We start from the raw sequence: 24,907 nt of genomic DNA, 5'->3' as shown, positions 1-24,907 counted from the left end.
CAATGTGGAGGAGAAATCATGGAGAATTTTAGACTGCCTAAGATTGATATGCCTAAATTTGAAATGCCAGCAGCGGTAAAACAGGTGCTAGCTGAGGCCGAGAAAGAGCTTGCTCACCGTCCAAAGCTGCTGCAGCTGTTCAAAAACTGCTTCCCGAATACGCTTGAAACAACAACAAAGCTGATGGAAGACGGCACAACGTTTGTCATCACAGGAGATATTCCTGCTATGTGGCTTCGCGATTCTGTTGAACAGGTGATCCATTATGTGCCGTTTGCGAAGGAAGACAAAGAGCTTCAGCGCATTATTGGCGGTTTGATCAAGCGCCATATGATGTACATTAATCTTGATCCTTATGCGAATGCGTTCAACGAGACAGCCAATGACTGGCACTGGGATGCCAATGACCAAACGGATATGAGCGCATGGGTATGGGAGCGCAAATATGAGCTCGATTCCCTCTGCTTCTCCATCCGTCTTGCGTATACGTATTGGAAGGAAACTGGCCTTACGGATATTTTCGATACGAACTTCAAAACCGCAATGCGTAAAATTGTAGACTTGTGGAAAGTAGAGCAGCGCCACTTTGAGCAATCGCCTTATCGCTTCAACCGTGAGAACTGCCCGGATATCGATACGCTTCGCAATGATGGCATGGGCATGCCGGTCAACTATACGGGCATGACTTGGTCTGGCTTCCGTCCATCCGATGATGCTTGCGACTTCCACTATAATATTCCATCGAACATGTTTGCAGTTGTCAGCTTGCGCCAAATGCAAGAGATCGCTCGCTACGGCTTCCGCGATGAGCTGTTCGTTGCAGAGATGAAGAAGCTTGAAGATGAGATCAATCACGGCATCCAGCTGTATGGTGTTGTCACGCATCCGAAATACGGCCGCATCTATGCTTATGAGACAGATGGCTACGGCAACTTCTGCCTGATGGATGACGCAGGTACGCCAAGCTTGATTGGCATTCCGTACATCGGATATGTCGGCAGCGAAGATGAAGTGTATCAAAATACACGCCAATTTATCCTGAGCAAGGACAACCCTTATTACTTCGAAGGGAAGGTTGCGAAGGGAATCGGCAGCCCGCATACGCCAGACGGCTATGTATGGCATATGGCGTTGTCCATGCAGGGCTTGACAGCCAGCACAGATGAAGAGATGGTGGCGATGGTCAACATGCTTGAGGCCACTGATGCAGATACAGGCTTCATGCACGAGGGCTTCCATTCGGATGATCCAACGATCTTCACGCGCAAATGGTTTGCTTGGTCCAACAGCTTGTTCTCCCAACTGGTGTACAAAGCGATGAAGCGCGGCCTATTGAAATAATCATAAAGGACGGGATATCCCGTCCTTTTTTTGCACCTTTCGACATATAGTGTGTGGAATCGAGTATAGGACGAAATGAATAATTGTTTGATTAATCTAGTTCTTTATTCGTGTTTTCAGTATAATAGTCGTAGCATCGTAAAATGAACCGGCATGGTGCATGTCGATTAGACTCTTTTGTTGTCGGAAGGGGCGAAGTGTTATTTATGGAAGCAAAATGGATACACCCATTTCTTCATTCTGCTTGTACGGTGATTGAGCAGGTCGTACAGGTTCGCCCTGAGCGCGGGGAAATGGAGATGACCGTATGGAGCGGTGATCACGACCTTCTAGTGAAGATCGAACTGACAGGACAGCTGTCCTTGGATATTGCATTTGGTCTAAGTGAAGAAGTTGCAGTAAAAATGGCTTCTGCGATGATGGGAGGATACCCGCTTGAATCTCTCGACATGATGGGAGAAAGCGCGATTTCTGAGCTTAGCAATATGATTAGCGGTAACGCCTCCACTTTGTTATATAATGAAGGCATTATAGTGGATATTACGCCTCCTCAGTTGTTTAGAAGCGAAGCGCTTGGGCAGGACAGTGCGATGGCGGTTCCACTGCACCTCGAACATATTGGTCGATTCGATGTATTGGTGAGAGTCGGCTAGAAAGGCAGAGCGAAACGATGAGCTTACAGAACAAAATCGTCTTGATTACAGGCGCATCCAGTGGGATTGGCGCGCTTACTGCAAAGTATGTCTCTGAAGCGGGCGGAATACCTATTCTGGCTGCGAGATCAGAAGCGAAGCTGCAGGAGGTGTCAAAGTCCATTGCTGGCGCTCATGAATGCATGGTGCTGGATGTTACGGATGAGCAGCAAGTACATATGGTGATGGAAGCGGTAATCGCGCGTCATGGCAAAATCGATGTTCTGGTCAATAACGCGGGGTTCGGATTGTTCAAGATGGCGATGGAGATGCCTATTCAGGAGTTCGAAGCGATGATGGATGTCAATTATATGGGGGTTGTTCGCTGCACGAAAGCGGTGCTGCCTTCGATGCTTGCGCGCGGTGCGGGACAGATCGTCAATGTAGCTTCGATTGCAGGCAAGATTGGCACGCCGAAGTCAACCGCTTATTCTGCGTCCAAGCATGCCGTGCTTGGCTTCACCAATTCACTGCGCATGGAGCTTGCCCATACTGGCGTGATTGTATCTGCGATTAATCCTGGTCCCATAGACACACCATTCTTCGATACGGCAGATCCATCAGGCCAATATGCAAATAATGTACGCTGGTTTATGATGCCGCCAGAGCGTGTAGCAAAGAAAATTGTCTCTGTCATCGAACGGGGACGCTCTGAAGCTGATCTTCCTCGTCTAGCCTCGATCGGCGTGAAGCTTATGCAGCTGTTCCCTCGCTTATCGAGCGGTGCAGCCGCAAAGCTGCTAAACAAGAAATAAAGACACCATAAAAAGGTCCGCCATTACGTTCAGCAAACTATGGATCACTCATGATGAATACAGCTTCATGAAGCTGACATGATCCTGTCGCTGCAGTGAATAGGCGGACTTTTTTGAATAAGAGAACGTTTTGCCCATATCACAAAGTGTTCTCTATTTTCCTGCTTCGCGATGAGCTTCGTTAAGTGACTTCACCTGTTCGAACAAGGCCTTCATCTCTGCCTTGGCCTCAGGATGGCTCTCATTCCAATGCCGCATTAGATTGGGCATCGTTTTATGAATATGATTCATGACCGCCCATTTTTGGATCATGTCTATACTTTCAGCATCATCTTTGCCGATAAGAAGCTCCGTATATTTTTGAAGCAAACCTTCAAAAGCGGCATCTGCTTGATTATCTTGAGGCTGCTGCACAGTGCTCCCTCCTTCATGATCAATTATTGGCTCAAGCATCATCTGCTTAAGTGAAGAGCAGATGACCTATACTAAGGTTAGCATATCCTACCATGAGAAGAAAGTTGGAGGATAGGATTCGTTTTCGCTATAATGGAGCGTAGCGTAGGAAAGTTAAGGGATTTGCAACAGAGAGGAACGATGAATTTGACTTTTACATTTAAAGATTTGCACATAGGCGAGGCTTATGTTACCCGCCTTGCAACGCGTGACATTCATACCGCATCTCCTGTGCAGGCTGAGGCTATACCAGCAGCATTAGAGGGCAGAGATGTGCTTGCGCAGTCTCAGACCGGAACAGGGAAGACACTAGCTTATCTGCTGCCTGTATTGATGAGAATTCATGCTGAGGAGAAGCGCACTCAAGCTGTAGTCGTTGCGCCAACACAAGAGCTTGCGATGCAGATTGTGCGCGAGGCAGAATTTCTAGTGGACACAATGGATATACGTATTCAGCCATTGATTGGCGGAGCGGCGCTGCACCGTCAGGTGGACAAGCTGAAGCAGCGTCCAGAGGTGGTTGTAGGAACGCCTGGCCGCATTCGCGAGCTCGTTGAGATGAAAAAGCTGAAGATTCATGAAGTTCATACCATCGTTATTGATGAAGTGGACCATGTGCTGCAGCAGGGCGCTGCTCATGATATGGACATCGTCTTGAACCGCGCGCCTAGAGACCGTCAGCTGCTCTTCTTCTCGGCTACATTGCCAGATGAGGTTCGCGAGCTTGCTGACAAGTGGATGCAGGACCCAGCTCACATTGGGATCGACCCGGATAAGCGTGTAGCGTCGACCATCGTCCATTCCTACTTCGTGACTGAGGAGCGCGAGAAGATTGATATGCTGCGCAAGCTTGTTCGCCATTGGGAGCCGAAGCGGGCGCTTGTATTTGTGAATGACTCAAGCATGATTGGCGAGTGGGAAGCGAAGCTCCGTTTTGCGAAGATGTCTGTCGCTTCATTGTATGGGGATGCGCCGAAGCAGGAGCGCGTGCGAGTGCTGCGCCAGTTCCGAGAAGGGGAATTCCAGCTGCTGCTGGCGACAGATGTGGCTGCAAGAGGATTGGATATTCCGGAGATGCCTTTTGTATTCAGTTTGCAGCCTGCTATTGATGCGGAGCATTATGTTCATCGGGCTGGACGGACCGGTCGTATGGGACGCAAGGGCGTATCGGTGAACCTGATTACAGAGAAGGAACGCTTTATTATGCGCAAGTTCCAAAAACAGCTCAACATCGAGATGCATGAGCAGGCGTTCAATAACGGACGTGTCCTTCCTGTTGAAGAGCGTAAAAAGCAAGCGAAGCCGAAAATGAAGCGCAGCGCAGCTGTAAAATCGGTCAATAACAAGAAAAATGATCGTCATCGGGAACGCAAAAATAAGGGAGCGCCAAAATGGTTGAAGGAGAAGCGCGACTCTTCCCCGTCAGATTAAGGAAGATATAACGCAATTGCTATTGATGCCCTTCGATCACATGGTGGTCAGTCAGGAGTATAGAGCTATTGGACAATCATAATAAACGCCCATTGGGTGACATGAGAAAGTACCTTATCATCGCTACTTATACCGTGGTGCTGTATCTCTTATTAACGAATCTAAATACGGTCAAAAATTTCCTGTATGAGCTGTCAGGCTTACTGAATCCGGTTATTTTGGGGATTGCGATTGCGTATGTGCTTAATATTTTATTGAAGCAGTTTGAGGAACGAATCTTCAAACCGCTTAATCGACGCAATCACCCCTTATGGAACCGATTCAGACGTCCCGTATCCTTGCTGCTCACGTATGTGACGACATTCCTCATCTTTATTTTGCTGGCCTGGTTTATTCTCCCACAGCTGTTTACGAGCTTATCGATGCTGATGAATGTGATTCCAAGCTCCATGGAGTCTGTGAAGCTGTGGATTGAGAACTTGGCCGCAAATGCACCTGTTGACAGCGACATCCTGCAGAAGATTGCGCTCAACTGGAATGAAATCATGCAGAAGGCAGCAGAGTGGATGGTCAATATCATTCCGTATGTGCTTACCTTCACGAAGGATTTTACGGCGAGTCTATTTAATGTGATCATGGGCATCATGCTGTCTGTTTATCTGCTGCTGAGCAAGGAAAATATCATACGCATTTTTAAGAAGCTATTGTATGCTTATCTTCCAAAGCAAAAAGCAGACAAGACCCTGGAAGTGGGCACGATCACGAACAAGGCGTTCAGCGGGTTCATTGCAGGCCAGTTGACAGAAGCGGCCATTCTTGGCGGCCTATGCTTCGTCGGGATGACCTTGTTCTCCTTCCCATATGCGTTGTTAATCAGTGTCATTGTAGGGGTAACGAGTGTTATCCCGATCTTTGGCGCGTATATTGGGACCATCCCGAGCGCATTCATCATTCTTATGATTGATCCGCCGAAGGCCTTCTGGTTTGTTATTTTTATTCTCGTGCTGCAGCAAATTGAAGGAAATATCATTTATCCAAAGGTTGTCGGCAATTCCATTGGCCTCTCAGGCGTATGGGTGCTTGCAGCGCTGCTAATTGGCGGCAGCCTCTTTGGCCTTGTGGGCATGCTCCTTGGCATCCCCGCATTTGCCGTCATATATACGCTTGTGCGCACGATGACGAACAAGCGGTTAGACAAGCGCAAGATTAAGATTGAGTAGGTCATTTGTCACATTTTTAAATGGATACAGTTTTGTCATTTGTAATAATGAATATATACGCTTATACTCATTTGTATATATTTGTATAAGGGGGAATTATTTTGTCATCACGTTTAACAAGAAAATGGTCAATCACCTTATGCTGTGTTTTGCTCATGATGACCTTGCTGCTTCAAGCGTGCTCGGGAGAGAAAGCACTGCTTCCAGAGCTGCCGAAGGATGGGACAGGCACTCTTCGTGTCATGTACTATGATGAGGATCAATTCTATCGTCAATATGGCGCATATTTTGCGATTGAATACCCGGACATTGCTCTCGAAGTGATTGGCACCAACGATTTGTACTCCAATGAGGAGTTCCAAAAAGATCCTCAGAAGGGGATGCTGGAATTCGTTAAGAAAGAAAAGCCAGACATTCTGTTGATGGATCAAGATTCGTTGAAGAGCTTTGCAGAAGAAGGCATTTTGTACAATTTGGACCCGATTATCCAGCAGGAGCAGTATCCTGTAGCTGATTTCCTGCCAGGACTTATTGAATCTCTGCGCGAGATGGGCAATGGCAATCTATACGGTCTAACACCTACATACAATGCGCAGGCTATTTATTACAATGCTGATTTGTTCAAACAGCATAATATTGAGCCGCCTCACCATAAGATGACTTGGGATGAGGTGTTGAATCTTGCTGCTCGCTTCAATCAAATTGGTTCAGGCGAGGATCAAGTCTACGGGTTGTACAGCCAGTATTCCGATTCCATGCAATACTTGATGAACATTGCCAGCACAATGCAGCTTCGCCCAGTAGATGCCAGCGGGTCCAAGGTGGTTATGGATTCAGATGGCTGGAAGCAGGCGTTCAAGATGGTAGCTGATGGGGTCAAAGACAAGTCTATCTTTGTCCCTACTCGTACTGAGAACGGAATGGTACAAGGCCAGGATGATCTCTTTATTAAAGGAAAGGCCGCAATGGTAATGGAGAGTTCTTGGTTTGCCAATCAGATTGGCGACCGTTTCAAATGGGATAAAGAACTGAAGCCATTCGACTGGCAAATGGTTACGATGCCTATTAACCCTGCTACACCAGATCAATCGGCAGCCGTTGGTTTCTATAATATTATGGGTATTCATCAAGATGCTGCGAATAAGCGCGAAGCTTGGGAATTGATCAAATTCATCAATAGTGATAAAGTAGCGAAAATCAACTCCAAGATGTCGTATGGCGAGCTTCCGACACGGATTTCTTACGTGAAGGAGATTGCAGGCAAGAATGCAGAAGCCTTTACAATGCTGGCTCCATCTTCGTCGGGCAATTCGATCTGGAGCTCCCTCTATGCGAATAAGAATGTGCCTGAGAATTTCTACATGATTCTCAACCAAAGCATTAATGAAGCGATGGATGCGATTGTGAAAGATACGAAGTCTGTCGATGAAGCGTTAGCTGAGCTTCAGCAGAAGCTGCAAGCTGCTATTGATGAGGGCAAGCGCCAGCAGGAAGAGGAGAAGGCAAACGGAGAAGAGAAGTCAGAGGAAACATCTGAAGGGACTGTCGAAGGAACAGCTGTCGATACTTCGGATACCGAGACTTCAACAACGACAGAATAATAGACTTGCGTGGCGGCAAGCCTTACCGAGTAAAACTAGTGTTTAAGTGACTGCTGTGCTGCTAAGTCCGTATTAGCCGCACGATGGCTATAGGCGATCCTGCAGCGGATCGTCCCAAAATGAACGATTGTGCATAGACAAGCTGTCTCCTAGGGGGCAGCTTGTTTATTTAGTTTTTGAGAGGAAAGCGCGGGTACTGTCAAGCTGTAAGGAAACGGAGAAAAGGGATGAAATGTTAACAGCATGTGGACATGATCACATATGCTTATTCGCATCTCTCGCTCGAAGTCGATATAATAGTAGCTGAGGTGAATGACAGGATGAATCCACTATTGGAAGTGAATCAATTGACGGGAGGCTACAGCATCGGCAGACCCGTGCTGCACGATGTCAGCTTTGCCATAGAGCCAGGTGAGATGGTTGGTTTAATTGGACTTAATGGTGCAGGCAAAAGCACCACGATGAAGCATATATTAGGACTCTTAGAGCCTCAAACCGGGCAAATACGCCTTGGCGGAAAAGCCTTAGATGAGAATCCGGAGCAGTATCGGGCCAGCATGGCCTATGTGCCAGAGTCCCCGATCCTGTATGATGCGCTTACGGTAAGGGAGCATCTCATCTGGTCGGCAACCGCTTATGGGGTGGAGGAACGTACTTATGAGGAGAGGCTTGTGCATCTGGCTAAGCTCTTTCATATGACGCCTCATCTAGACAAGGCTGCTCAGCATCTCTCCAAGGGAATGCGGCAGAAGACGATGCTGATGAGTGCGTTTCTAGTAAGGCCGCCCCTATATGTCATTGATGAGCCTTTTCTTGGACTAGACCCATTAGGGATACGTTCCTTGCTTACTTTCATGAATCGCATGAAGGAGGAAGGCGCTTCTCTGCTAGTAAGCTCCCATATCTTATCCACGATTGAGGATTACTGTGACCGATTTGTGCTGCTGCATCATGGGAAAGTTCTAGTTGCGGGCACTGCGGATGAGCTTAGAGAGAAGCTTGCAGCCCGTGGTGGGCAAGAGGCACGTACTACGCGGCTGGAGGACGTATTCTACGCCTGGGTAGGCGCTGATGATGAAGATGGCGGGGAACTCATATGGCGCGATTAAGAGTGAATGCACGCGCACCTAAGTTTCAGGGCAGACTGCTTCAGGATACGGAGCAGTTATGGCGATATCGGGTTCAAGAATTCTGGGGCGAGGTGATCCCCTACCTCGGTTATGTCATTCAAAGCGGGCTCGGATTCGTCATTGCATTTGTGTTTATTGCCGGGACGGCCCTATACGCTTCTTTTCTAGATCAGATTCCAGCAGGATTTCCTGTGCGAGAGCTGGGATGGATGCTGCTGTCGCCTATTGTCGCCTATACGACTTATCGGACCTTTCTGCAGTCCGCCGATCTTGGTTATCTACTGCGGCTTGAGCATCGCATGAACCGCTATATGAAGCGAAGCGTGCGTTATAGTCTAATGCCAAGAATGGTGCTGCTGATGGCGGCATGCCTTATCTATTGGCCGCTCTATTCCCGAGCGGATGAGGCTCCTAAGCCGCTCTTCGTGCTGTTGGCTGCATTCGTGGTGCTGAAGTTCGTTGCGGCTTATGGGGCTTGGGGCGAGCGGCATATGCATGACCGCCGCTTGAAGCTTGCCTGCCGCATCATTCGCTATGCATGGTCATGGGGCGCTGCGGCTTGCTGGTTATGGCTTGATATTGGCATGGCTGGTCTATGGACAGGGCTTGGAGGGCTTATCTACATTGCAGCGATATGGAAGCTGCCTAAGCTTGCATTCCCTTGGGAGGAGCATATTGCGCTGGAGCAGGTGCACCGCAATCGGATCTATACGTTTTTGAGCGGGTTCGTCGATCTGCCGACAATGAATAATCGGCGCTTCAGCCGCCCTTGGCTTCATGCACTGGGGAATCGATATGCCTTTCAGAAGAAAAAAGCATATCGCTATTTGCTCGTCAAATCGTTTGTGCGAAGTGAGCTCTTGGGTATTGTTCTTAGGCTGATCGTCATTGGAATCATTTTGTTGTGGTGGACGAAGGACTCCATATGGAGCTCGCTGCTCCTGCTGCTGCTCATGATTACGATTCATGCTCAGCTAAAGGCCTTGCTGCAGCTGCATCGCCACGATGTCTGGTTGAAGCTCTACCCTGTGGCGAACCAGGATCGGTCTGTTGCGATTAGTGGGGTATACGCGCAGGTGCTAGGCTTATGCGTCCTCCTGCTGCTGCTCCCGGTTATTGCGGGCGGACTGTCGATTCAGGCGAAGGGCGGGATAGGTCTAGGTGCCGCCGCCGCTTATGTTCTGTTGTGCTGGCAGCGCAAGCATGCCATTGAGCGGCTGATCTCCACAGAGGAAGAGGAATAGGGTGGCGAGCTTCCCATCCCTCAGGAAGCGCTCGCTCGAGGGCTGCTGAGGATACCTTACGCGTGCACGGTGTGGACAAAGATTAGGCAAAGAACTTTTAGACAAAGAAATCAAACAAAGAAAACCTCCTGTACAGCTGGTGGAGTCAGTCCCAGTGAGCTGAGCAGGAGGTTGTTTTTAATAGGATTATTAGGCCTTAAGGTCCAAGACCCCTTTATAGATAGTATCGAACAATTCCTCCAGATCCTCTTCTGCGATGCAGGAGAAGGCAACTCGAAGATCGGTCTCGCCAAGCGCGATTGTGCCAATTTCATATTGCTCAAGCAAATGGGTGCGAAGCGTCTCCGCATGGATATCCTTCAATTGCAAGCACATAAAGTATCCTGAGTTGAAAGGATAGTAGTTCCATACATCCCCGTATTTGCCGCTGTCCAGTATTGCTTTGACCTTATTGGCGCGGCCTTTCATAATATCGAACTTTTCCTGCTTCTGCTGCTCGAACAATGGTGAACGAAGCGCATGAATAATAAAAGTCTGCGACGGGTGCGGACCGCTTGAGATCGTCGCACGGATGATGCCTAGTGTCTTCTGTTCCAAGGCAGCGAGCAATGGCTTGGATGGTGAAGAATACGTGATGAATCCAACGCGGAAGCCCCATACATATTCTTCTTTCGTCGCGCCGTCCACTTTCACCGCCAAGATGTTAGGGTGAATGGAAGCCAAGGAACCAAATAATGATTCATGCACAGAATCTTCGAAGAACAAGCCGAAGTATGCGTCGTCGGTAACGGCAACAATCTTCATGCCCGCCTCTGCTGCTTCTGTCAATACGCTTACAATCTCTTGGCATTCTTCATGCCCCGGAGTATAGCCCGTAGGGTTGTTAGGGAAATTCAACACAACAATGGCCTTGCCCTTTGGCTGCTGTTCGAAGAGAGCCTGACGCAATCCCTCGCTGTTAAACTTCCAATCTGCATTGTACAGCGGATAATAGACCATCTCAGCTCCGCGGCGAATGCTGAAGGTTAATTCGTAGTTCTCCCAATTCTTGTCCGGCATGATGACCGGATCGCCTGCATCGGCGAAGAGATCGGCCACGATGCTGAGTCCGTGCGTCAGTGCATTGGTTACAATGGGATTACTGATTGATTTATCTTGCAGAGAAGGATTCTCCTTCAGCATCTTTTCCTGCCACAGCTTGCGAAGCTCCGGCTTGCCTGCTGGAGGTGCATAAGGGTAGATGTCCTTGGGTTCAAAGGCAGACAAAGCATCCTGAATGACAGGTAAGTGCATAGGCGCGCCACCTTCTGTGGCAATTCCGATCGTAGCATTGAATTTCTTGGCCTTGCTGGATGCTTCAGCGGATTGGCTGAGGATTCCTTCCTTCGGGAAGTAAATCTCTTGTCCAAGACGTGACAGCATAGCATACACTTGTTCATTCTCGTGACGAATCGTTTCATTTAATTGGTGAGCGAGTGGGTTCATCTCTAACATCCTTCCAATTTCTTTCTTGCCGGATAGGAACGTTGACTATTGGTGTTCAATCGTGTCAGCAGGAAACATCCTATCGGCGAATAACCTACCTTTGAATGCAGTCACTCTTTTTCGAAAGACCTCGACGAGGTGTTTTTCATCAAAGCGTTGCCCCTATTATAGCCCATCCATGAACGTTCGTCATCGACCTTTAACGGTTGTTCGTTGAAAATTTGTTGAATGTTGTATTCGTCTGTGTGACAGCTGTTCTTCTTGCGTGAACACTTTTGCTAATCCTGTGTGTGGAATGGGCATCGCTTCGGATTCAGCTGTTCCATCCATTGTATGGTCGCGTTGTCTCCCGGAGCCTGTCTGTTCGTCAAACCCTCTGTGATCTTGGTCCTACGGCTCTCGTTAAGATTCTGGCCAAACTTGAATTTGGCTGTAAGCTCCTTGATGTCGAGCTTGTATACAAGCATGCCGGCATCCTGCTTGGCGTAGCCCTCTAATGTCCAATCGAAGGGGGCATATCCTCCTTCTGGCTGAAGCTTCTGCATGAAGGAAGTGAAAAACAATGTCTTCTCCTCGTTGTCCGTCACCACCTCGATCTCGCCCCTTGCATGAACAGAGCGAAAATAGGTTGTGGCAGGACAGGCGTACACAGGGTCCAAGAATGTAGATGGAATCATGGAATGAATCTCGGAGACGCTGAAGGAGGCCTTTGGGCACGCTTGTATCTGGCGAACCTTCTCTCCTTTTTTGCTGCTGTGAAAATAAAATGAGTGCTTCTCTGGCAGGTAGTCGAACAAGATCGGTGTGAGTCTAGGATAGCCATTCTGTCCCAAGGTACCTAACACGCCGAATCGCTGCCCGCGCAAAAACGCCGTGATTTGTTCTTGGTCGTGCACTTCGAACTCTTTTCTTCTCATTGATCAAAGGCCCCCAATCTGGAATAGATAGCAGTAAGTTTAGAATGGAATTGGTTATGCAAATAGATCCAAAATGAAGTATTATGATTGTACCAGTTGTACAAAATGTGAAACGTGAATGGGCTGCAAAGGGGGGAGAACATGAATGGCCTTAGCGGCTATCATACTTGGCTCGCGCAAGGCTTCGGCAAGGAGGAGTCTTTGTATCGATGCTTGAAAGAGCAGATCCTCGACGGAAGGCTGAAGCAAGGGGATGTGCTGCCTTCAACACGAGAAGCGGCCAGAGCCTTGCAGCTGTCGAGAGGCACGGTCATTACCGCTTATGATCGTCTGCGAGCGGAAGGCCTGGCACTTGCGCAGCAAGGCGGATATACGCTCGTTGCCTATACTACAGAAGATCGAGCGCCTAAAGAGCAGCAGGCGCCGCTTCCTCGGCTATCCGGCTTCGGTGCACGGGTCCTAGCGCTTAAGCGTAATGAAGGCATATCCCGTGATTTGATTAAGCACGAGAATAATATCCTTGATCTATCTCCGCAGGAGTGTACGGGGCTTGAGCTCAGCAGAGAGACTTGGCAGCGCTGGATGCGTGAAGCTGTGCGCGAGTTCGCTTGGCAGAAAAAGCGCATGAATCCCCTTGAAGCGGATGAGAGCTCGCTTGAGGCGGCGATTGAGCTTCATCTCATGCGCCATCGGGGCGTAGAAGCGCATCGCTCTAATATTCGGGTCACAAGAGGATCACAGGAAGCGATCATGCTGCTTGTACAAGCCTTGATCAATCCTGGGGAACGGGTGCTGATCGAGACGCCAGGCTATGCAGGCATCCGCTATATTGTGGAGTCTGTTGGCGGGATACCCGAGTATTACAATGTGCAAGACAGCAACCAATTAGAAGACATCCTGTCGGTAACAACGGCTAAGCTTATGATTCTAACACCCAACCGTCAATTTCCAACTGGAGCGACAATGGAGTGGCAGCAGCGCAGTCAGGTGCTTCGATGGGCGCAAGAGCAGGATGCGCTGATTATCGAAGACGACTTCGACAGCGACTTCGGGCTTGGCAGCAAGCGATACGAGCTGCTGCAGTCGATGGATCATTCTGAGCGTGTGCTCTACGTAGGTTCTTTCTCACGAACGATTCATCCTACACTTCGCTTGGGGTATATGGTGATACCAAGCCGTTTGGTTCCGATTATTGACGCCATTCGAGGGGTATATCACCGATATGAGGCCATTCCGATGGAAGAGCGGGCGCTGGCTTTGTTTATGCGAAGCGGAGCTTATGAGCGACATTTGCGTCGCACACGAAGAATAATTAGCCAGCGAGCACCGCTTTACAGCGATCGGTTGTCTCAAGCGATCGGTTCTCTAATGGAATGGAAGCCTGATCATATCGCCTTGCACATTTACGCGGAGTGGAAGGGATCGCCGTCTTCCTATGCAGCCTTTAAGCAGCTAGCCTTGAGCCATGGGGTCAGCTGGAAAGATGGCTGCATATATGAGCATTTATCGTGCGATCATAAGCTGGAACCGACTATGCCGTTCAGGCCGAGCGCTCTATTTGGCCTTGCTCATATGAACCAAGCAGAATGGGAGCTCGGCTGTCAGCGATTGAGATTGGCGGCTCAATCGATGTCGTCCTTCTAATCATGACGGCATGGATTAAGGCGTGGAATCCGTGGAAAAATGATAGAGATGAATCAAAGGAGGCGGATTCATGTTAACAGCTTCACCTGAATCTTATGTTTGGAAGCCGTTCATTGCGAAGATTACCTGTGAGCCGAATTGGAAGTGGCAGAAGCGAGAGCTGCCGATGGCAAACTACGACTTGTTCTATGTATGGAGCGGTGAAGGCGAGGTCGTGCTGAATGATGTGCCTTATCAAGTAGGCAAGGGAAGCTGCTTTTTGTTCCGGCCGGGCGATCATACAAGCGCTACCCACAATCCGCAGAAACCCTTAACACTAACTTATATACACTTTGATATCGATGAAGAGGTGCACAGTGTCCCTGAGCCTTATCGAGTGGTCATCGAAACGATTGATTTTGAGCATTTGCTGTCTCGATTTGTACGCTTGTACCTGACGAAGCCCTATGGCTACGAGGTGGAGCTTCAGCTTGTCTTAAAGCAGCTTATGATCTCCCTGCTTCGTGCTGACCAGGAGGAGCCGGGAGAGAGAAGCACGAGCCAGCAGCTTGCGGTTTCTATTTACGAAATTGCCAACTACATTCACCAGAATCCAGGGATTGCGCATCGGATCGAGGACTTGGCGAAACGGGCCCAGCTGTCTCCACGCTATTTCTCTGTGAAATTCAAGGAGATGATTGGCGTATCGGTGCAATCTTACATTATCCGTTCTCGAATTGAACGAGCGGAGCATTTGCTGCACCATGCAGGCATGAATGTGACGGAAGTTGCCGATGCTCTCGGTTATCGCGATATTTTCTTTTTCAGCAGGCAATTCAAGCAGTATACAGGGAGAAGTCCGTCTGAGATTCGGTAGGTCTGTATCAAGGAAATAAGGAGCTGTCATTATGGCAGCCAATAGATGAAGCAGGGTAAGATCACCTGTTGTCGTGACAATCATATGAAAGTAATTATTATAAAGGGCATTTGTAAAAGGCGGCATGTCTAGTGACATTAGACATGCCGCCTTGTTTGCATTCAATAGGAGATGATCGATGGCCGTCACAGATAGAGCAATTGAAGCTCTGCGCCATTCGCAGGATGCGTGAAGGCAACAGCGAAGGTCGATGAGTAAGCCTCCCAGTCGCATGTGCATGGAAGCTCAACATGCCCGTGCCTTACGATGATTTGAGCTGGAGGCGCAGCCGCAGCGAAGCGAAGCACCGCTCGGACACCTGCAGGACCACGGACGTGGTAGAGATGGCAGCTCTTCACTGCGTGCAAGGCTTCATTCTTGTTCTGAGCGTTGGAGTCAATCTTCGTCACACGTCCTGCCGCCGCAACGAGTACAGGCTCAATCGCTCTATGGGGGCTGATCTCGTTCAGGTCATACAATAAAGCCTGCTCTCCGGGAGCAACGGACCATTCGGTCACAGCGGACAGGTTGCCGTCGAACAGGTTAACGAAGCGACCATGAAGCACGAGCGGCTCCTTGCTTATGCTTTCTTCCAGCACGGCTGCGATCAGGTAGGGGCCGCGCTTGGCTGCTAGAGCATGGCTTGGCTCTAGTCCTTCGCTTGATCCGTGCTTCCAAGCCCATCCCTTCGTGACATGCATAACGAGCTGCGCGGCATTCTCAGCAGATTGGGTAAAGGCTGCGGGGGATTCATGAAGACAGATGACGCCGCCCTTGCCAACTGGCTGAAGTTCACGATGATTCGCATCCAATAATGCTTGAAGGTCAAGTCCCAGCGTCTCAAATAAATGATGAGCAGGGCTCTCATAGCAACATTCCCCTTTGTTCCACCATTCTCTGACCGCATGATAGGGGTCGCGTCCGTCTCCGACGTACAGAAGAATACCTCCGCTCTGCACCCATTGCGCTAAGCCGTAATGCAGGTCCATCGTCTCCGGCTTCATATATTCATAGCTTAGCAGCAGTACATGATAGGATGCCAGATAATGCGGGATGCGACGTACATTATCGAGTTGGACAGGTCTTACGGGATAGCCCTGCTTGAGGAGCGGCATGGCAAGCCCGAAGAAGCCATCCCATGAGATATGCTCCATTTCCGAGGCAAAGCGCGTATGTTCATCGACATTCTCCCAATCAAGTGAGAGATCAAGCCGCTGATACATGGCGGAATCAGCGACGAGCACCCCGATCTCGGGGCGAGAGGGACGGGCAGCTTGGTTAGTGCCCATAGACTGCTCGGACTTGCCGGATTGATTCGGCAGGAGGCCAGCATTTCCAGCGGCACCATCAAGATGATGTGGAGCAGGAAGTCGTCCCAGCACCTGTTCGGGAGTCCCCACGATGCCGCCAAGCGGCATCTGCTGCAGCGCATGAATCGTGCTCAGCAGCACAGTTCCGTAGGCTTCCGGCAGGGGTTGTTTGACTGCACAGCCTTCCTTTGCATAAGCGCCTTTGTATATCCGATGCGGCCACGGCGCGACCTCATAATGGTTGATATGAGGGTGCAACAGGGAGGCTACAACGGTTTTTTTATAGTTGGACTCGTAATCTTCCCAGGTGTGGCCGGGATGGTCTTCTATCGGATCATGCAAAAACCACATCCTGCGGTCGCTGCCTCGCACTAGCTCCTGCATCACGCCATACTCCAAATAAGCGGTTTCAAAGGTACGCTCCTTGCGCTTGCCTTGATACACATTAGGCACACGAGACGTGCCTGTCCACACCTGCGCGATAAAACCATCAATGCCATCAAGTTCCATAAGCTTGGACTCAGGGCTCACGATTCGCCACTGGCAGTAGTTGATCAGGCTGTGCGTCGGGATGAAAAAGCGAACTTGCTTGCTATGTACATGCTTCGCATACGACTTCACGGCGGTGCTGATTCGATCCAAGGCTTGCGCATATAAATGCGCCTTCAACTTGGATGCGCGATACTGGGCATCAGGGGTTTGATGCGGCGGCATCCAAGGCTCCTGATAGTATAGCTCCCATTCTCGCTTGAAGGCTTCAGAGTAGCCGCCTTCGACCCAGAATTCGGGCTCCTCCATGAAAAAGGCTTCAACGCCTGCATCGACCGCAGCCATTAAACGCTTAGTTATATAATCAGAAAATGAAACCGTAGGAACCATGTAAGGAACGTCATCGGTTTCGTGAATAAGGCGAGTTCCATTTGCTCTTGTCTGCGCTTCGTCCCAGTGCTCTCTGCCATCTACATGGCCGTTTAGATAGGGCTGATATTCTCCCCACGCTGTTCCGGTCATTAAGCCGACGGTGTATCCTTGCGCTTTCCAGCCTTTGATCCGATCTTCCATGGTGTCATCGATCCCATAGACCATGACCATATCCGTCTGCAGATCAATTGCAGGCTCATATGCTTGAATTTCTTGAAAGCTTGTCTTTTCGTTAGGTCGCTGTCTCGCTAACATGAGGTTCCCTCCTGCGAATGGTGTAAGACAATGTGATGCATTTATTGTATCAGAGGATGCTTGCTCCACCCAAACGTAAGCCTGCTAGTCTGCGTGCACTTCCTTGGGAGCATTAGGGAGAAGCATATCGTGCCAAATGTTATTTTACATAAGTTGACACTACAGGTGGGTGTATACAAAATGAGAAGAAGATGCTTCATGAAAGGAGTATGATGAATAATGGTAGATATTAATCATCCTGTGTTCCGAATGCCTTCGCTGTTGCAAGAAGTTATACGATGGGAGCAGGAATGTGCCGCTCATGTTCCCTATCTGGAAAGACCGTCAGGCTTATTTCTTGGTATCGAAGGCGACGGTAATGGCTACTATCTTTGTTCACCTATTGATAGTATCCGATTTGCGGATACGGGAATGGATGGCATTCATTATGCTTTTCTGACCGACTTTGATGCCAATCAAGATTTAGCTAAGGTTCCAATCATTTGTGTATCTCCAATGGACTTTGACAATGCTGTCCGACTTGTTGCCTGCAATCTGCGACAATTTTTTCAATTATGGTTTAGCCATGACGGATGGGGCAGGGCTCTTCTGTTAAATGATTTTGAGAGCGATGAAGCTTATGCATGTCATATTCGCAAGCAGATGGAGGAGACTTGCGCATCGGATTCCTTTGATCAGGAACGATATCATCGGGAGCTGCGCGCTGCCTCTGCTTCAGCTGTGCACCGCTTTGGCTTGCAGGACATTAGCAACCCAGTTGAACACATACGCTGGATTCGGCAGCAGCGCAAACCATGCTGTCTGCTTCCGACTCAAGATGGACTGGGCATCATGCCATTAACGTCCAGTATCGAGAAGGTTGAAGTTGAGCCCCACCCATGGTCTGCTATGGATATTGAGTATGAAGACCTTCAGGCGCTTGATGCATTCCTCTCCAACAGCTCCATTGAGGCGATCCTTTCTTTTGTTCGCGATTATCAGCATCAAGGAGTCGTTCATGAGCCGTCTTTGCGGCTTATAGGTGCTTCGTTGCAGCAGCATGGTTTCGAGCTTGAAGCCAAGAAGCTTCGGGATGCGGTGTATCCGTTTCTAGAACAAAATCGTGGGGGGGTTCAAGTACTCAGTGTCGGTATGATCATTGGAGAGAACATAGGTGGAAATTAAAAATAAATTCACGGTAGAAGGGAAATGAGCGTGAGAAGGCAGCTGGAAAGACAAACGCGCAGACTTATTACTTGGAGTCTACTTATTCTGTTAATGGGATTAATTATTGTCACCTCGCCACTATGGATGCTTTTTTGCCAGGAACAAACGTAACAAAGGGCTTGTTCCAATCGATTTATTATGTACAGCTGATGAATGGAGAGAGCGAAGAAGAAGTATTCCATCATGATATGGAACGGCAGGGGTGGTCATTTGTGGATCAGAGAGGAAGCCTTTATCGATATGAGAGGGAGCAAGAAGTGTTGGAGATACGAAGTACTCAAGTAAAAACCATGCTCAAAACATCGTGAAGTTGTCATAGTAATTGTATGGCATGCCATTGCTTCTGTATCAAAGGAGAAGGTCATAGCATAAATATTATACGATTGCACGTAGAGAGATTAGCAGCAGGCTCTAAGTCGGAGGAGCTGTCGGAGTATACAGTGTCTTGCTTATGCATTTATTGAATTGACGTTGCGCTCATGATGCTCTAGAATGTCGATGAGCAAGAGGGATGCCTTAGGCAAGGAGATGAGGCGTAGTAAGGAAAGTCTGTAATTATCGCATCATCGGTGGAGCTGAGATTGAGAAGACCCAGACATATGGCTTAAGATCCTAAAAAGGCATAAGACATTGGCATCACAATCTCTTGCTATGAACAATCGCTCCGTTTTAATGAATACATAGACCTACACATCAAGGGAAGAAAAGAGGTTTGCGATGAGTACCATTCAGATTGGCCGCATTACACAGGAAGATCTAATACATCTAAAGCAAATTTACGAAGAATTAATAGAAGAGCCTACCGATCTCGCTTCATTGGAAAAGCAATTCAAGGAACTGGATCGAGATCCGCATTATTATTTGCTTGGAGCTAAGGATGGCGATGAGCTTGCCGGTACAGTGATGGGCGTTATATGTCGAGATTTGATTGCAGATGGCAGACCGTTTATGGTGATTGAAAATGTAATCGTTTCCCAGCACCATCATCGGAAGGGCGTCGGCCAGCTGTTAATGAATGAGTTGGAGCGCATCGCTGTTGAGCATCACTGCGGGTATATGATTCTCGTATCTAGTGGTCATCGCACAGCAGCACATCGTTTCTATGAAAACCTAGGCTACACGGAAGATGTAAGAGGGTTCCGCAAGCCGCTTCTATAATTATTTCCCGGGAAACATGCGGTAGGGATGACGATCTTCATTGGACCTGTCTCCTATCAGCAACGAACAAGTAAGCAGGATACGAAGAGGTTGGAGGCGTCCATGATCTATGTACGTTAAGGTATATCAATATAGTGTGCAGGCAGAACAGATTGAGCAGTGCTTAGAACTCGTCAGCGAGTCAGATCTTCTCTACAAGCAATTTGTTAATTATACGATGCTTATTCGCAGAAGTCGCGAGCAGCCGACTAAGCTGACCGAAGTTCATCTGTATAAGAGCGAAGAGGAATATGTCGAGGCGATGGGGAAAATGAAGGATGATGTTCAGATTCAAGCGCTGTTCGAGCAATTTCTCCGTACATTGAGTCCAGAGAATCCCGAGATTAAGGAGGAGACCTATACAAATGGTTCTTCCTTTCTTATTGATTAGCGGCACAATGAGTCGAGGAATCACGAACTCACGAAACTTTAACGCTTCTATTAGGGTAAAAAAGATAGACTGTACCCCTGTAGTGTATTAAAATGTTTGTTACGATGGGTAATCCTACCAAAGGGGTGCTGTAAGATGACAACGACAATACAAGCCGGTATGTACGGTCAATTTGGCGGGAGCTATATTCCGCCAGAGCTGCAAGGTGTAATGGAACGATTAGCAGAAGCATTCCACCATTACAAGAATGACCCCGAATTCAATGAGGAATTTCGATATTATTTGCGGGAGTTTGTGGGCCGCCCGAATCCGCTGACTTATGCAGGACATTTGACGGACAAGCTCGGCGGGGCAAAGATTTATTTGAAGCGTGAGGACCTGAACCACACCGGCTCTCATAAAATTAATAATGTGCTCGGGCAGATTCTGCTGGCGAAGCGAATGGGCGCGCACCGGATCATTGCTGAGACGGGAGCAGGCCAGCATGGTGTTGCAACTGCTACTGTATGTGCAATGTTCGACATGGAATGTATCGTCTACATGGGAGAGAAGGATATCGAGCGTCAAGCGCTGAATGTGTTCCGCATGGAACTGCTTGGCGCTAAGGTCGTATCTGTATCAAAAGGGCAAGGCCGCTTGAAGGATGCCGTAGATGAGGCGCTAGGCGATTTGGTAGCCAATTACGAGAACACCTTCTATTTGCTGGGCTCTGCGGTAGGCCCATATCCATATCCGGAGATGGTACACCATTTCCAAGCCATCATCAGTGAAGAATCGAAGCGTCAGATTATGGAGCTTGAAGGCAAGCTGCCGACTGCAGTTATTGCTTGCATTGGCGGGGGAAGCAACGCCATTGGCGCATTCGCCCATTATATCGATGAGCCGTCTGTTCGACTTGTGGGTGTTGAGCCAGCAGAAGCGGCGACGATGACATTTGGCGTGCCAGGCATTATTCAAGGCTTCAAATGTTATGTGCTGCTTGACGAAGAGGGCAACCCTGCGCCTACGTATTCCATTGCGGCAGGTCTTGATTATCCGGGTGTTGGCCCAGAGCACAGCGCGATGAAGGAGAATGGCCGTGCGGAGTATGTGGCGGTCTCGAAGGAAGAGGTGCTGGAGGCATTTCAGGTGCTGACCAAGACGGAAGGGATTATACCGGCATTGGAGAGTTCCCATGCTGTAGCGCATACCTTGAAACTCGCCCCTCAACTTAGCAAAGAGGATGTTCTGATCGTGAATATCTCTGGAAGAGGAGACAAGGATGTAGAGCAAGTGTTTGCAATGCTTAAATAAATGCAGCTTGCTGCAAGGCTGATTCATTTAAGGATTTTAAGGCTATCGTGATGTACAACAATATAACAAAGGGATGCGCCCTCAGCGGGCTCATCCCTTTTTTTACACTTTGTTTATGCTTTTGGTTCTGGAGCAGGCTTCGGGTGAAGCTGCCCGAGCGATTCGCCCATCTTGACCTTATCGCCAAGCTTCAAGTCATGCCGAGGATCAAAGGTATGATTCTCAGTAAGCAAGACGACAGTAGAGCCAAATTCGAAATAAGCAAGCTCAGCACCCTGATCATATTGATCCTGCACTTTGCCATCCGCATAGCGGATGCTGCTTACATTGAGCGCTCCTACTTTTACGACCGACACTTCTCCATACGCATGCCGGATATACGTGATTAATCGTTCATTGCGGCTTAATACGCGCGGCATGTGCTTCAGGCCAAAGTCGTTTACGGGATATACCTTGCCAAGGACATGCTCGCTTTCCACGGTGTGACCAGCAACAGGTGCATGAATGCGGTGATAATCCGTTGGACTTAAGTACAGTACAAAGTAATACCCACGCTTATACTTTTGCAGGTGCGGAGACTGGTTCAACAGTTCCTTCAGGGTATAATCCTGTCCTTTTACATTGAGCAGCAGCCCATCTTCAATTGGCCCCATGCCTGTAATCAGAGCATCCACGGGACTGATGAGAAGATCTGTTCCTTCTGCAATCATCCGTGACCCGGGCTTTAAGCGGCGGGTGAAAAAGTCGTTCAAGCTCTTATACGCTGAGATGTGCTTCTCTGCTTCTTCGATGTCTATGCCATAGGATCTGGCAAAGGTCGGAATCAGCTTCCTGCTCAAGCGCGAACTGGCGAAGCTCCCCGTTATTCGGGATACCCATTTGCGCGAAGACAGCTCCGTAAGTAGACGCAGCAGTCGTTTCATCATAGTCATTAATCACCTTGGACAAGAACGCGAGAGCGTTCTGTGTATTTATGGATGTCAAGGATGACAAGTCCATTGATTTATATTGACACAGAGCGCTCTATTTTTCAATAACTCCTTTAATAACGGATGTAACAGACTTTGATTCTGTTAAGAGGGTGGACGGCTATCCTACAGGATGCCGGCTATGAAGCAGATGAATGCCGTATTCCATGGGGTTGCTGTAGGTCATTCGCCATGTATCCAGTAAATGGGCTTCGCGGAAGCTGTAACGTTGATCGCGGCCATTGCATTCTATAAAGAGAGGAAGCCCTTCGGGGGATACTCCCATATCAAGTCCAAGATCAGCCATGTGCGGCAGTGCATCTGAGAGTGTCTCAGCAATGCGAAGCGCTGTATCTTCAATTGCTTGCTTAACCTGTGAATAGGAAAGAGCTGGCAGCGACTGTGCTGCGATCTCCTCGAAGGTGCGAACGCTGCCTCCTTGAGCTACGTTAGTCACAAACGTATGCCTTGGCGCCACCTTGCCTACAATTCCGGTTATCTGCCATTGGCCGGTGTAATTGCGCTGAACGGATACACGCAGATCGAAGGGGCGTTCATCATAGGAAGCAAGCGGAAGCGTCTCTTGAACGAGATATCGTGTGGCGTTCATTCTTTTTACAATAATGGATGGCAGTGTATGGTGAGCGATCGGCCGGATCCTCCAGCGCTTGCCATGCTTGCGGCTGCTGACCGCATAGCAGGCATTCCACCCTCGCTCTGTGCGCTCGAGCTTCATAAGGCCTTTGCCTACGCTGCTGTTGTCAGGCTTTAAGATAATGGAGTCATGGCGTGACATCATATCCAGCACACTGCTCTTGGTGGCAAGATGCGTCTCGGGAAGATGAGGGAGCAGTGAGGGATTACAGCTCAGCAGGTCATGAATCTTCATTTTTCCATAGCGGTTCACCTGATTGTAGAGCAGGATTCCCCGCTCAGCGAGCATCGAGAGCTTTTTTGCAGCACGTGACCGAAAATAGATAGCTCGATTATGAATGACGTCTGGCAGCGGGAAGCTTTGTTTCACATAATGATGATGGTGCCGAACATAAGCTAGAACTCGCATGGATGGAAGATGGATATCTTCGATGCGAAAAAAAATCGGGGTAACACCGTGTCGACGTGCAGCATCCTCGTAGAACGAGATGGCCTCATGACGCGTCCGGCCTCGAAGAAGCCCCTTTAGCATATTTGCATTAAACAGAATGCCGATACGGCTATCGGACATGTTCGTTCCTCCTCTTCGTCTGGAGGCGCCTAAGGCGCCTAAACAAGCGGCATGTACTGCATCCTATGTATGTCCGCTGCAATATGTATGGACGAGTGGAGACTATCGAAGTGTCTAATTTTTGCGATAAAAGAGGTGAAGGACATGCGGCTCCCCCGTGTGGCAGTCATCACTCCAGGTACTTTTCCCATTCCTTCAGGAGCTAGCAGCTCTGTCGAGCGCGTCGTTGAATACGTAGTAGGTCTGGCAAGTGATCGAGTTGAAGCACGAATCTATGCGAGACAGTGGCCAGGGCAGGAACTGTATGGTTCGGTGCGTGGTGTTCCATGTGAGCGTGTTCGTTCCTCCGGAGGGAGCCGATATATACTCGGGGTCATCGCGAAGCTTCAGCAATTTGATCCGGACATCATTCAAGTGGAGAATAGACCGCGCTTTGTGCTGACGGTTAAGCAGCTGCTTCCGCATAAGTCGGTATGGCTGAATCTGCACTCTACCACCTTTATGAGCAAGCAGCATATTCCTGCAAGGAAGCTGCGAGCTGCGTTTCGCGCTGCGCAGAGAATCTTCGTGAACAGCCGTTACTTGTACAATCAGGTCGTATCACGCGCACCGGACTGTGCCGACAAAGTGATTGTCAACCCGCTTGGCGTCGATGGAGGCCGCTTCAAATCCCGCTGGGATGAGGAAGGCGAACGCAGATATCTGGCTGGCAAGCAGATGCAAGGATGGAGTGAACGAAGGATTATTTTGTACGTTGGACGCTTGATTCCATTAAAAGGGGTTCATCACCTGATTCAGTTGATGCCAAGACTTGCACGCGCCCATCCCGATGTGCTGCTTGTTGTCGTCGGCAGCGCATCATACGGATCCAGGCGAAGAACCAAATACGTACGCAGGCTTGAGCGGTTGAGCAGAAGGTGCGAGAGGCATATTCGCTTCATTCCTTACGTGTCACATGAAGAGGTCCCTGCTTGGTATGCCCTTGCAGATATGGTGGTCGTCCCATCGGTGGAGAGAGAGGCGTTTGGGCTCGTCAATGTCGAAGCTATGGCAACTGGGGTGCCTGTGGTTGCCTCTAGAGTAGGAGGCATTCAGGAAGTGGTTGTGGATGGCGTTACGGGGCTTCTTGTCCCGCCTTATCGGCTTCAAAGGGGGCTCGCTCAATCTCTGGAGCGGCTCTTGGCTAATCAAGAGGAGTGTGAACGCTTTGGCCGCGCCGGTGTGGCGCATGTAGAGGCGAGCTTTACATGGAAGCGAACGGCTGAACGCTGGGTAAGCGAAGTGGAACAGCTTCGATAAATGATGGATGGAGAGCATGCAGTCTCGCAGTGAT

22 protein-coding genes are annotated in these 24,907 nt (G+C 49.1%); 16 read left to right on the top strand and 6 right to left on the bottom strand.

The genetic code is table 11. The features are described 5' to 3' along the window. Window positions 1-18 precede the first annotated feature (18 nt). The 3 genes from B9Y93_RS20575 to B9Y93_RS20565 all read left to right on the top strand — a co-directional run bounded on the left by B9Y93_RS20575 (window position 19) and on the right by B9Y93_RS20565 (window position 2,788). A complete protein-coding gene (locus B9Y93_RS20575) occupies window positions 19-1,341 on the top strand; it encodes a glycoside hydrolase family 125 protein (protein WP_085497740.1) in 1,323 nt (440 codons plus the stop codon). 206 nt (window positions 1,342-1,547) lie between these two features. After that, entirely contained in the window at window positions 1,548-1,994 is a 447-nt protein-coding gene (locus tag B9Y93_RS20570; protein ID WP_085497737.1) for a chemotaxis protein CheX, read from the top strand. A 17-nt stretch (window positions 1,995-2,011) separates the two neighbouring features. After that, window positions 2,012-2,788, top strand: coding sequence for an SDR family NAD(P)-dependent oxidoreductase (locus tag B9Y93_RS20565; RefSeq protein ID WP_085497735.1), 777 nt, complete (start codon window positions 2,012-2,014; stop codon window positions 2,786-2,788). 153 nt (window positions 2,789-2,941) lie between these two features. Here the strand turns inward: B9Y93_RS20565 and B9Y93_RS20560 are convergent, their stop codons facing one another. Further along, window positions 2,942-3,202 carry a DUF2573 family protein gene (locus B9Y93_RS20560; RefSeq protein WP_244903517.1) on the bottom strand — a complete coding sequence of 87 codons (261 nt, stop codon included), beginning with the start codon at window positions 3,200-3,202 and terminating at the stop codon, window positions 2,942-2,944. A gap of 180 nt (window positions 3,203-3,382) precedes the next feature. Here B9Y93_RS20560 and B9Y93_RS20555 point away from each other — a divergent pair, with 180 nt between their 5' ends. The 5 genes from B9Y93_RS20555 (at window position 3,383) to B9Y93_RS20535 (ending at window position 9,867) form a co-directional block, all read left to right on the top strand. Beyond that, the gene (locus B9Y93_RS20555; protein ID WP_085498009.1) at window positions 3,383-4,672 is read left to right on the top strand and encodes a DEAD/DEAH box helicase; all 1,290 of its coding nucleotides are present in this window, start codon (window positions 3,383-3,385) and stop codon (window positions 4,670-4,672) included. Window positions 4,673-4,740: 68 nt separating this feature from the next. After that, the gene (locus B9Y93_RS20550) at window positions 4,741-5,892 is read left to right on the top strand and encodes an AI-2E family transporter (protein WP_244903516.1); all 1,152 of its coding nucleotides are present in this window, start codon (window positions 4,741-4,743) and stop codon (window positions 5,890-5,892) included. Window positions 5,893-5,993: 101 nt separating this feature from the next. After that, a complete protein-coding gene (locus B9Y93_RS20545; protein ID WP_085497730.1) occupies window positions 5,994-7,493 on the top strand; it encodes an ABC transporter substrate-binding protein in 1,500 nt (499 codons plus the stop codon). A 320-nt stretch (window positions 7,494-7,813) separates the two neighbouring features. Further along, window positions 7,814-8,602, top strand: coding sequence for an ABC transporter ATP-binding protein (locus B9Y93_RS20540; protein ID WP_085497728.1), 789 nt, complete (start codon window positions 7,814-7,816; stop codon window positions 8,600-8,602). Beyond that, window positions 8,590-9,867 carry an ABC transporter permease gene (locus tag B9Y93_RS20535; RefSeq protein ID WP_085497725.1) on the top strand — a complete coding sequence of 426 codons (1,278 nt, stop codon included), beginning with the start codon at window positions 8,590-8,592 and terminating at the stop codon, window positions 9,865-9,867. The genes B9Y93_RS20540 and B9Y93_RS20535 overlap by 13 nt, the downstream gene beginning before the upstream one ends. Before the next feature lie 189 nt (window positions 9,868-10,056). On the opposite strand, the gene B9Y93_RS20530 is transcribed toward B9Y93_RS20535, so the two are convergent. Together B9Y93_RS20530 and B9Y93_RS20525 are read right to left on the bottom strand one after the other, a co-directional pair. After that, window positions 10,057-11,352: an aminotransferase class I/II-fold pyridoxal phosphate-dependent enzyme gene (locus B9Y93_RS20530; RefSeq protein ID WP_085497722.1), complete on the bottom strand. Its 1,296-nt coding sequence runs from the start codon at window positions 11,350-11,352 to the stop codon at window positions 10,057-10,059. Window positions 11,353-11,630: 278 nt separating this feature from the next. After that, entirely contained in the window at window positions 11,631-12,269 is a 639-nt protein-coding gene (locus tag B9Y93_RS20525; RefSeq protein WP_085497720.1) for a pyridoxamine 5'-phosphate oxidase family protein, read from the bottom strand. A 141-nt stretch (window positions 12,270-12,410) separates the two neighbouring features. Between B9Y93_RS20525 and B9Y93_RS20520 the strand changes: the two genes are divergently transcribed. Then, a complete protein-coding gene (locus B9Y93_RS20520; RefSeq protein WP_085497718.1) occupies window positions 12,411-13,913 on the top strand; it encodes an aminotransferase-like domain-containing protein in 1,503 nt (500 codons plus the stop codon). Window positions 13,914-13,983: 70 nt separating this feature from the next. Next, complete coding sequence (locus B9Y93_RS20515) at window positions 13,984-14,769, top strand: helix-turn-helix domain-containing protein (protein WP_085497716.1); 786 nt, start codon at window positions 13,984-13,986, stop codon at window positions 14,767-14,769. A gap of 185 nt (window positions 14,770-14,954) precedes the next feature. On the opposite strand, the gene B9Y93_RS20510 is transcribed toward B9Y93_RS20515, so the two are convergent. Then, complete coding sequence (locus B9Y93_RS20510; RefSeq protein ID WP_085497714.1) at window positions 14,955-17,294, bottom strand: hypothetical protein; 2,340 nt, start codon at window positions 17,292-17,294, stop codon at window positions 14,955-14,957. A 219-nt stretch (window positions 17,295-17,513) separates the two neighbouring features. On the opposite strand from B9Y93_RS20510, the gene B9Y93_RS20505 reads away from it, so the two are divergent. The 5 genes from B9Y93_RS20505 to trpB all read left to right on the top strand — a co-directional run bounded on the left by B9Y93_RS20505 (window position 17,514) and on the right by trpB (window position 21,381). After that, complete coding sequence (locus B9Y93_RS20505) at window positions 17,514-18,458, top strand: hypothetical protein (RefSeq protein WP_085497713.1); 945 nt, start codon at window positions 17,514-17,516, stop codon at window positions 18,456-18,458. A 134-nt stretch (window positions 18,459-18,592) separates the two neighbouring features. Then, window positions 18,593-18,808 carry a hypothetical protein gene (locus tag B9Y93_RS20500; RefSeq protein ID WP_085497712.1) on the top strand — a complete coding sequence of 72 codons (216 nt, stop codon included), beginning with the start codon at window positions 18,593-18,595 and terminating at the stop codon, window positions 18,806-18,808. 409 nt (window positions 18,809-19,217) lie between these two features. Beyond that, the gene (locus B9Y93_RS20495) at window positions 19,218-19,658 is read left to right on the top strand and encodes a GNAT family N-acetyltransferase (RefSeq protein WP_085497711.1); all 441 of its coding nucleotides are present in this window, start codon (window positions 19,218-19,220) and stop codon (window positions 19,656-19,658) included. 109 nt (window positions 19,659-19,767) lie between these two features. Continuing rightward, on the top strand, window positions 19,768-20,088 hold the full coding sequence (locus tag B9Y93_RS20490; RefSeq protein ID WP_085497708.1) for a hypothetical protein: 321 nt from the start codon (window positions 19,768-19,770) through the stop codon (window positions 20,086-20,088). 135 nt (window positions 20,089-20,223) lie between these two features. Then, complete coding sequence (gene trpB, locus B9Y93_RS20485) at window positions 20,224-21,381, top strand: tryptophan synthase subunit beta (protein ID WP_085497706.1); 1,158 nt, start codon at window positions 20,224-20,226, stop codon at window positions 21,379-21,381. Window positions 21,382-21,494: 113 nt separating this feature from the next. Here the strand turns inward: trpB and asd are convergent, their stop codons facing one another. Beyond that, the gene (asd, locus tag B9Y93_RS20480; RefSeq protein ID WP_085497703.1) at window positions 21,495-22,307 is read right to left on the bottom strand and encodes an archaetidylserine decarboxylase; all 813 of its coding nucleotides are present in this window, start codon (window positions 22,305-22,307) and stop codon (window positions 21,495-21,497) included. A 163-nt stretch (window positions 22,308-22,470) separates the two neighbouring features. Beyond that, window positions 22,471-23,574, bottom strand: coding sequence for a YheC/YheD family endospore coat-associated protein (locus B9Y93_RS20475; RefSeq protein ID WP_085497701.1), 1,104 nt, complete (start codon window positions 23,572-23,574; stop codon window positions 22,471-22,473). Window positions 23,575-23,718: 144 nt separating this feature from the next. Here B9Y93_RS20475 and B9Y93_RS20470 point away from each other — a divergent pair, with 144 nt between their 5' ends. Beyond that, window positions 23,719-24,873, top strand: a complete 1,155-nt coding sequence (locus B9Y93_RS20470) for a glycosyltransferase family 4 protein (protein WP_085497699.1) — start codon at window positions 23,719-23,721, stop codon at window positions 24,871-24,873. Window positions 24,874-24,907 lie beyond the last annotated feature (34 nt).

It is taken from the genome of Paenibacillus aquistagni (assembly GCF_900177815.1).
Lineage (GTDB): Bacteria > Bacillota > Bacilli > Paenibacillales > Paenibacillaceae > Paenibacillus_B > Paenibacillus_B aquistagni.
The sequence above is the reverse complement of the archived record's forward strand: the minus strand, read 5'-3'. Positions and strand labels throughout refer to the sequence as shown.

What these genes read in the sequence shown, in the direction of transcription:
- B9Y93_RS20530 (WP_085497722.1), bottom strand. Translation starts at nt 11,352, where the DNA reads ATGAACCCACTCGCTCACCAATTAAATGAAACGATTCGTCACGAGAAT.
- B9Y93_RS20520 (WP_085497718.1), top strand. Translation starts at nt 12,411, where the DNA reads ATGAATGGCCTTAGCGGCTATCATACTTGGCTCGCGCAAGGCTTCGGC.
- B9Y93_RS20470 (WP_085497699.1), top strand. Translation starts at nt 23,719, where the DNA reads ATGCGGCTCCCCCGTGTGGCAGTCATCACTCCAGGTACTTTTCCCATT.
- asd (WP_085497703.1), bottom strand. Translation starts at nt 22,307, where the DNA reads ATGATGAAACGACTGCTGCGTCTACTTACGGAGCTGTCTTCGCGCAAA.
- B9Y93_RS20570 (WP_085497737.1), top strand. Translation starts at nt 1,548, where the DNA reads ATGGAAGCAAAATGGATACACCCATTTCTTCATTCTGCTTGTACGGTG.
- B9Y93_RS20575 (WP_085497740.1), top strand. Translation starts at nt 19, where the DNA reads ATGGAGAATTTTAGACTGCCTAAGATTGATATGCCTAAATTTGAAATG.
- trpB (WP_085497706.1), top strand. Translation starts at nt 20,224, where the DNA reads ATGACAACGACAATACAAGCCGGTATGTACGGTCAATTTGGCGGGAGC.
- B9Y93_RS20535 (WP_085497725.1), top strand. Translation starts at nt 8,590, where the DNA reads ATGGCGCGATTAAGAGTGAATGCACGCGCACCTAAGTTTCAGGGCAGA.
- B9Y93_RS20510 (WP_085497714.1), bottom strand. Translation starts at nt 17,294, where the DNA reads ATGTTAGCGAGACAGCGACCTAACGAAAAGACAAGCTTTCAAGAAATT.
- B9Y93_RS20490 (WP_085497708.1), top strand. Translation starts at nt 19,768, where the DNA reads ATGTACGTTAAGGTATATCAATATAGTGTGCAGGCAGAACAGATTGAG.
- B9Y93_RS20515 (WP_085497716.1), top strand. Translation starts at nt 13,984, where the DNA reads ATGTTAACAGCTTCACCTGAATCTTATGTTTGGAAGCCGTTCATTGCG.
- B9Y93_RS20540 (WP_085497728.1), top strand. Translation starts at nt 7,814, where the DNA reads ATGAATCCACTATTGGAAGTGAATCAATTGACGGGAGGCTACAGCATC.
- B9Y93_RS20505 (WP_085497713.1), top strand. Translation starts at nt 17,514, where the DNA reads ATGGTAGATATTAATCATCCTGTGTTCCGAATGCCTTCGCTGTTGCAA.
- B9Y93_RS20555 (WP_085498009.1), top strand. Translation starts at nt 3,383, where the DNA reads ATGAATTTGACTTTTACATTTAAAGATTTGCACATAGGCGAGGCTTAT.
- B9Y93_RS20475 (WP_085497701.1), bottom strand. Translation starts at nt 23,574, where the DNA reads ATGTCCGATAGCCGTATCGGCATTCTGTTTAATGCAAATATGCTAAAG.
- B9Y93_RS20495 (WP_085497711.1), top strand. Translation starts at nt 19,218, where the DNA reads ATGAGTACCATTCAGATTGGCCGCATTACACAGGAAGATCTAATACAT.
- B9Y93_RS20565 (WP_085497735.1), top strand. Translation starts at nt 2,012, where the DNA reads ATGAGCTTACAGAACAAAATCGTCTTGATTACAGGCGCATCCAGTGGG.
- B9Y93_RS20525 (WP_085497720.1), bottom strand. Translation starts at nt 12,269, where the DNA reads ATGAGAAGAAAAGAGTTCGAAGTGCACGACCAAGAACAAATCACGGCG.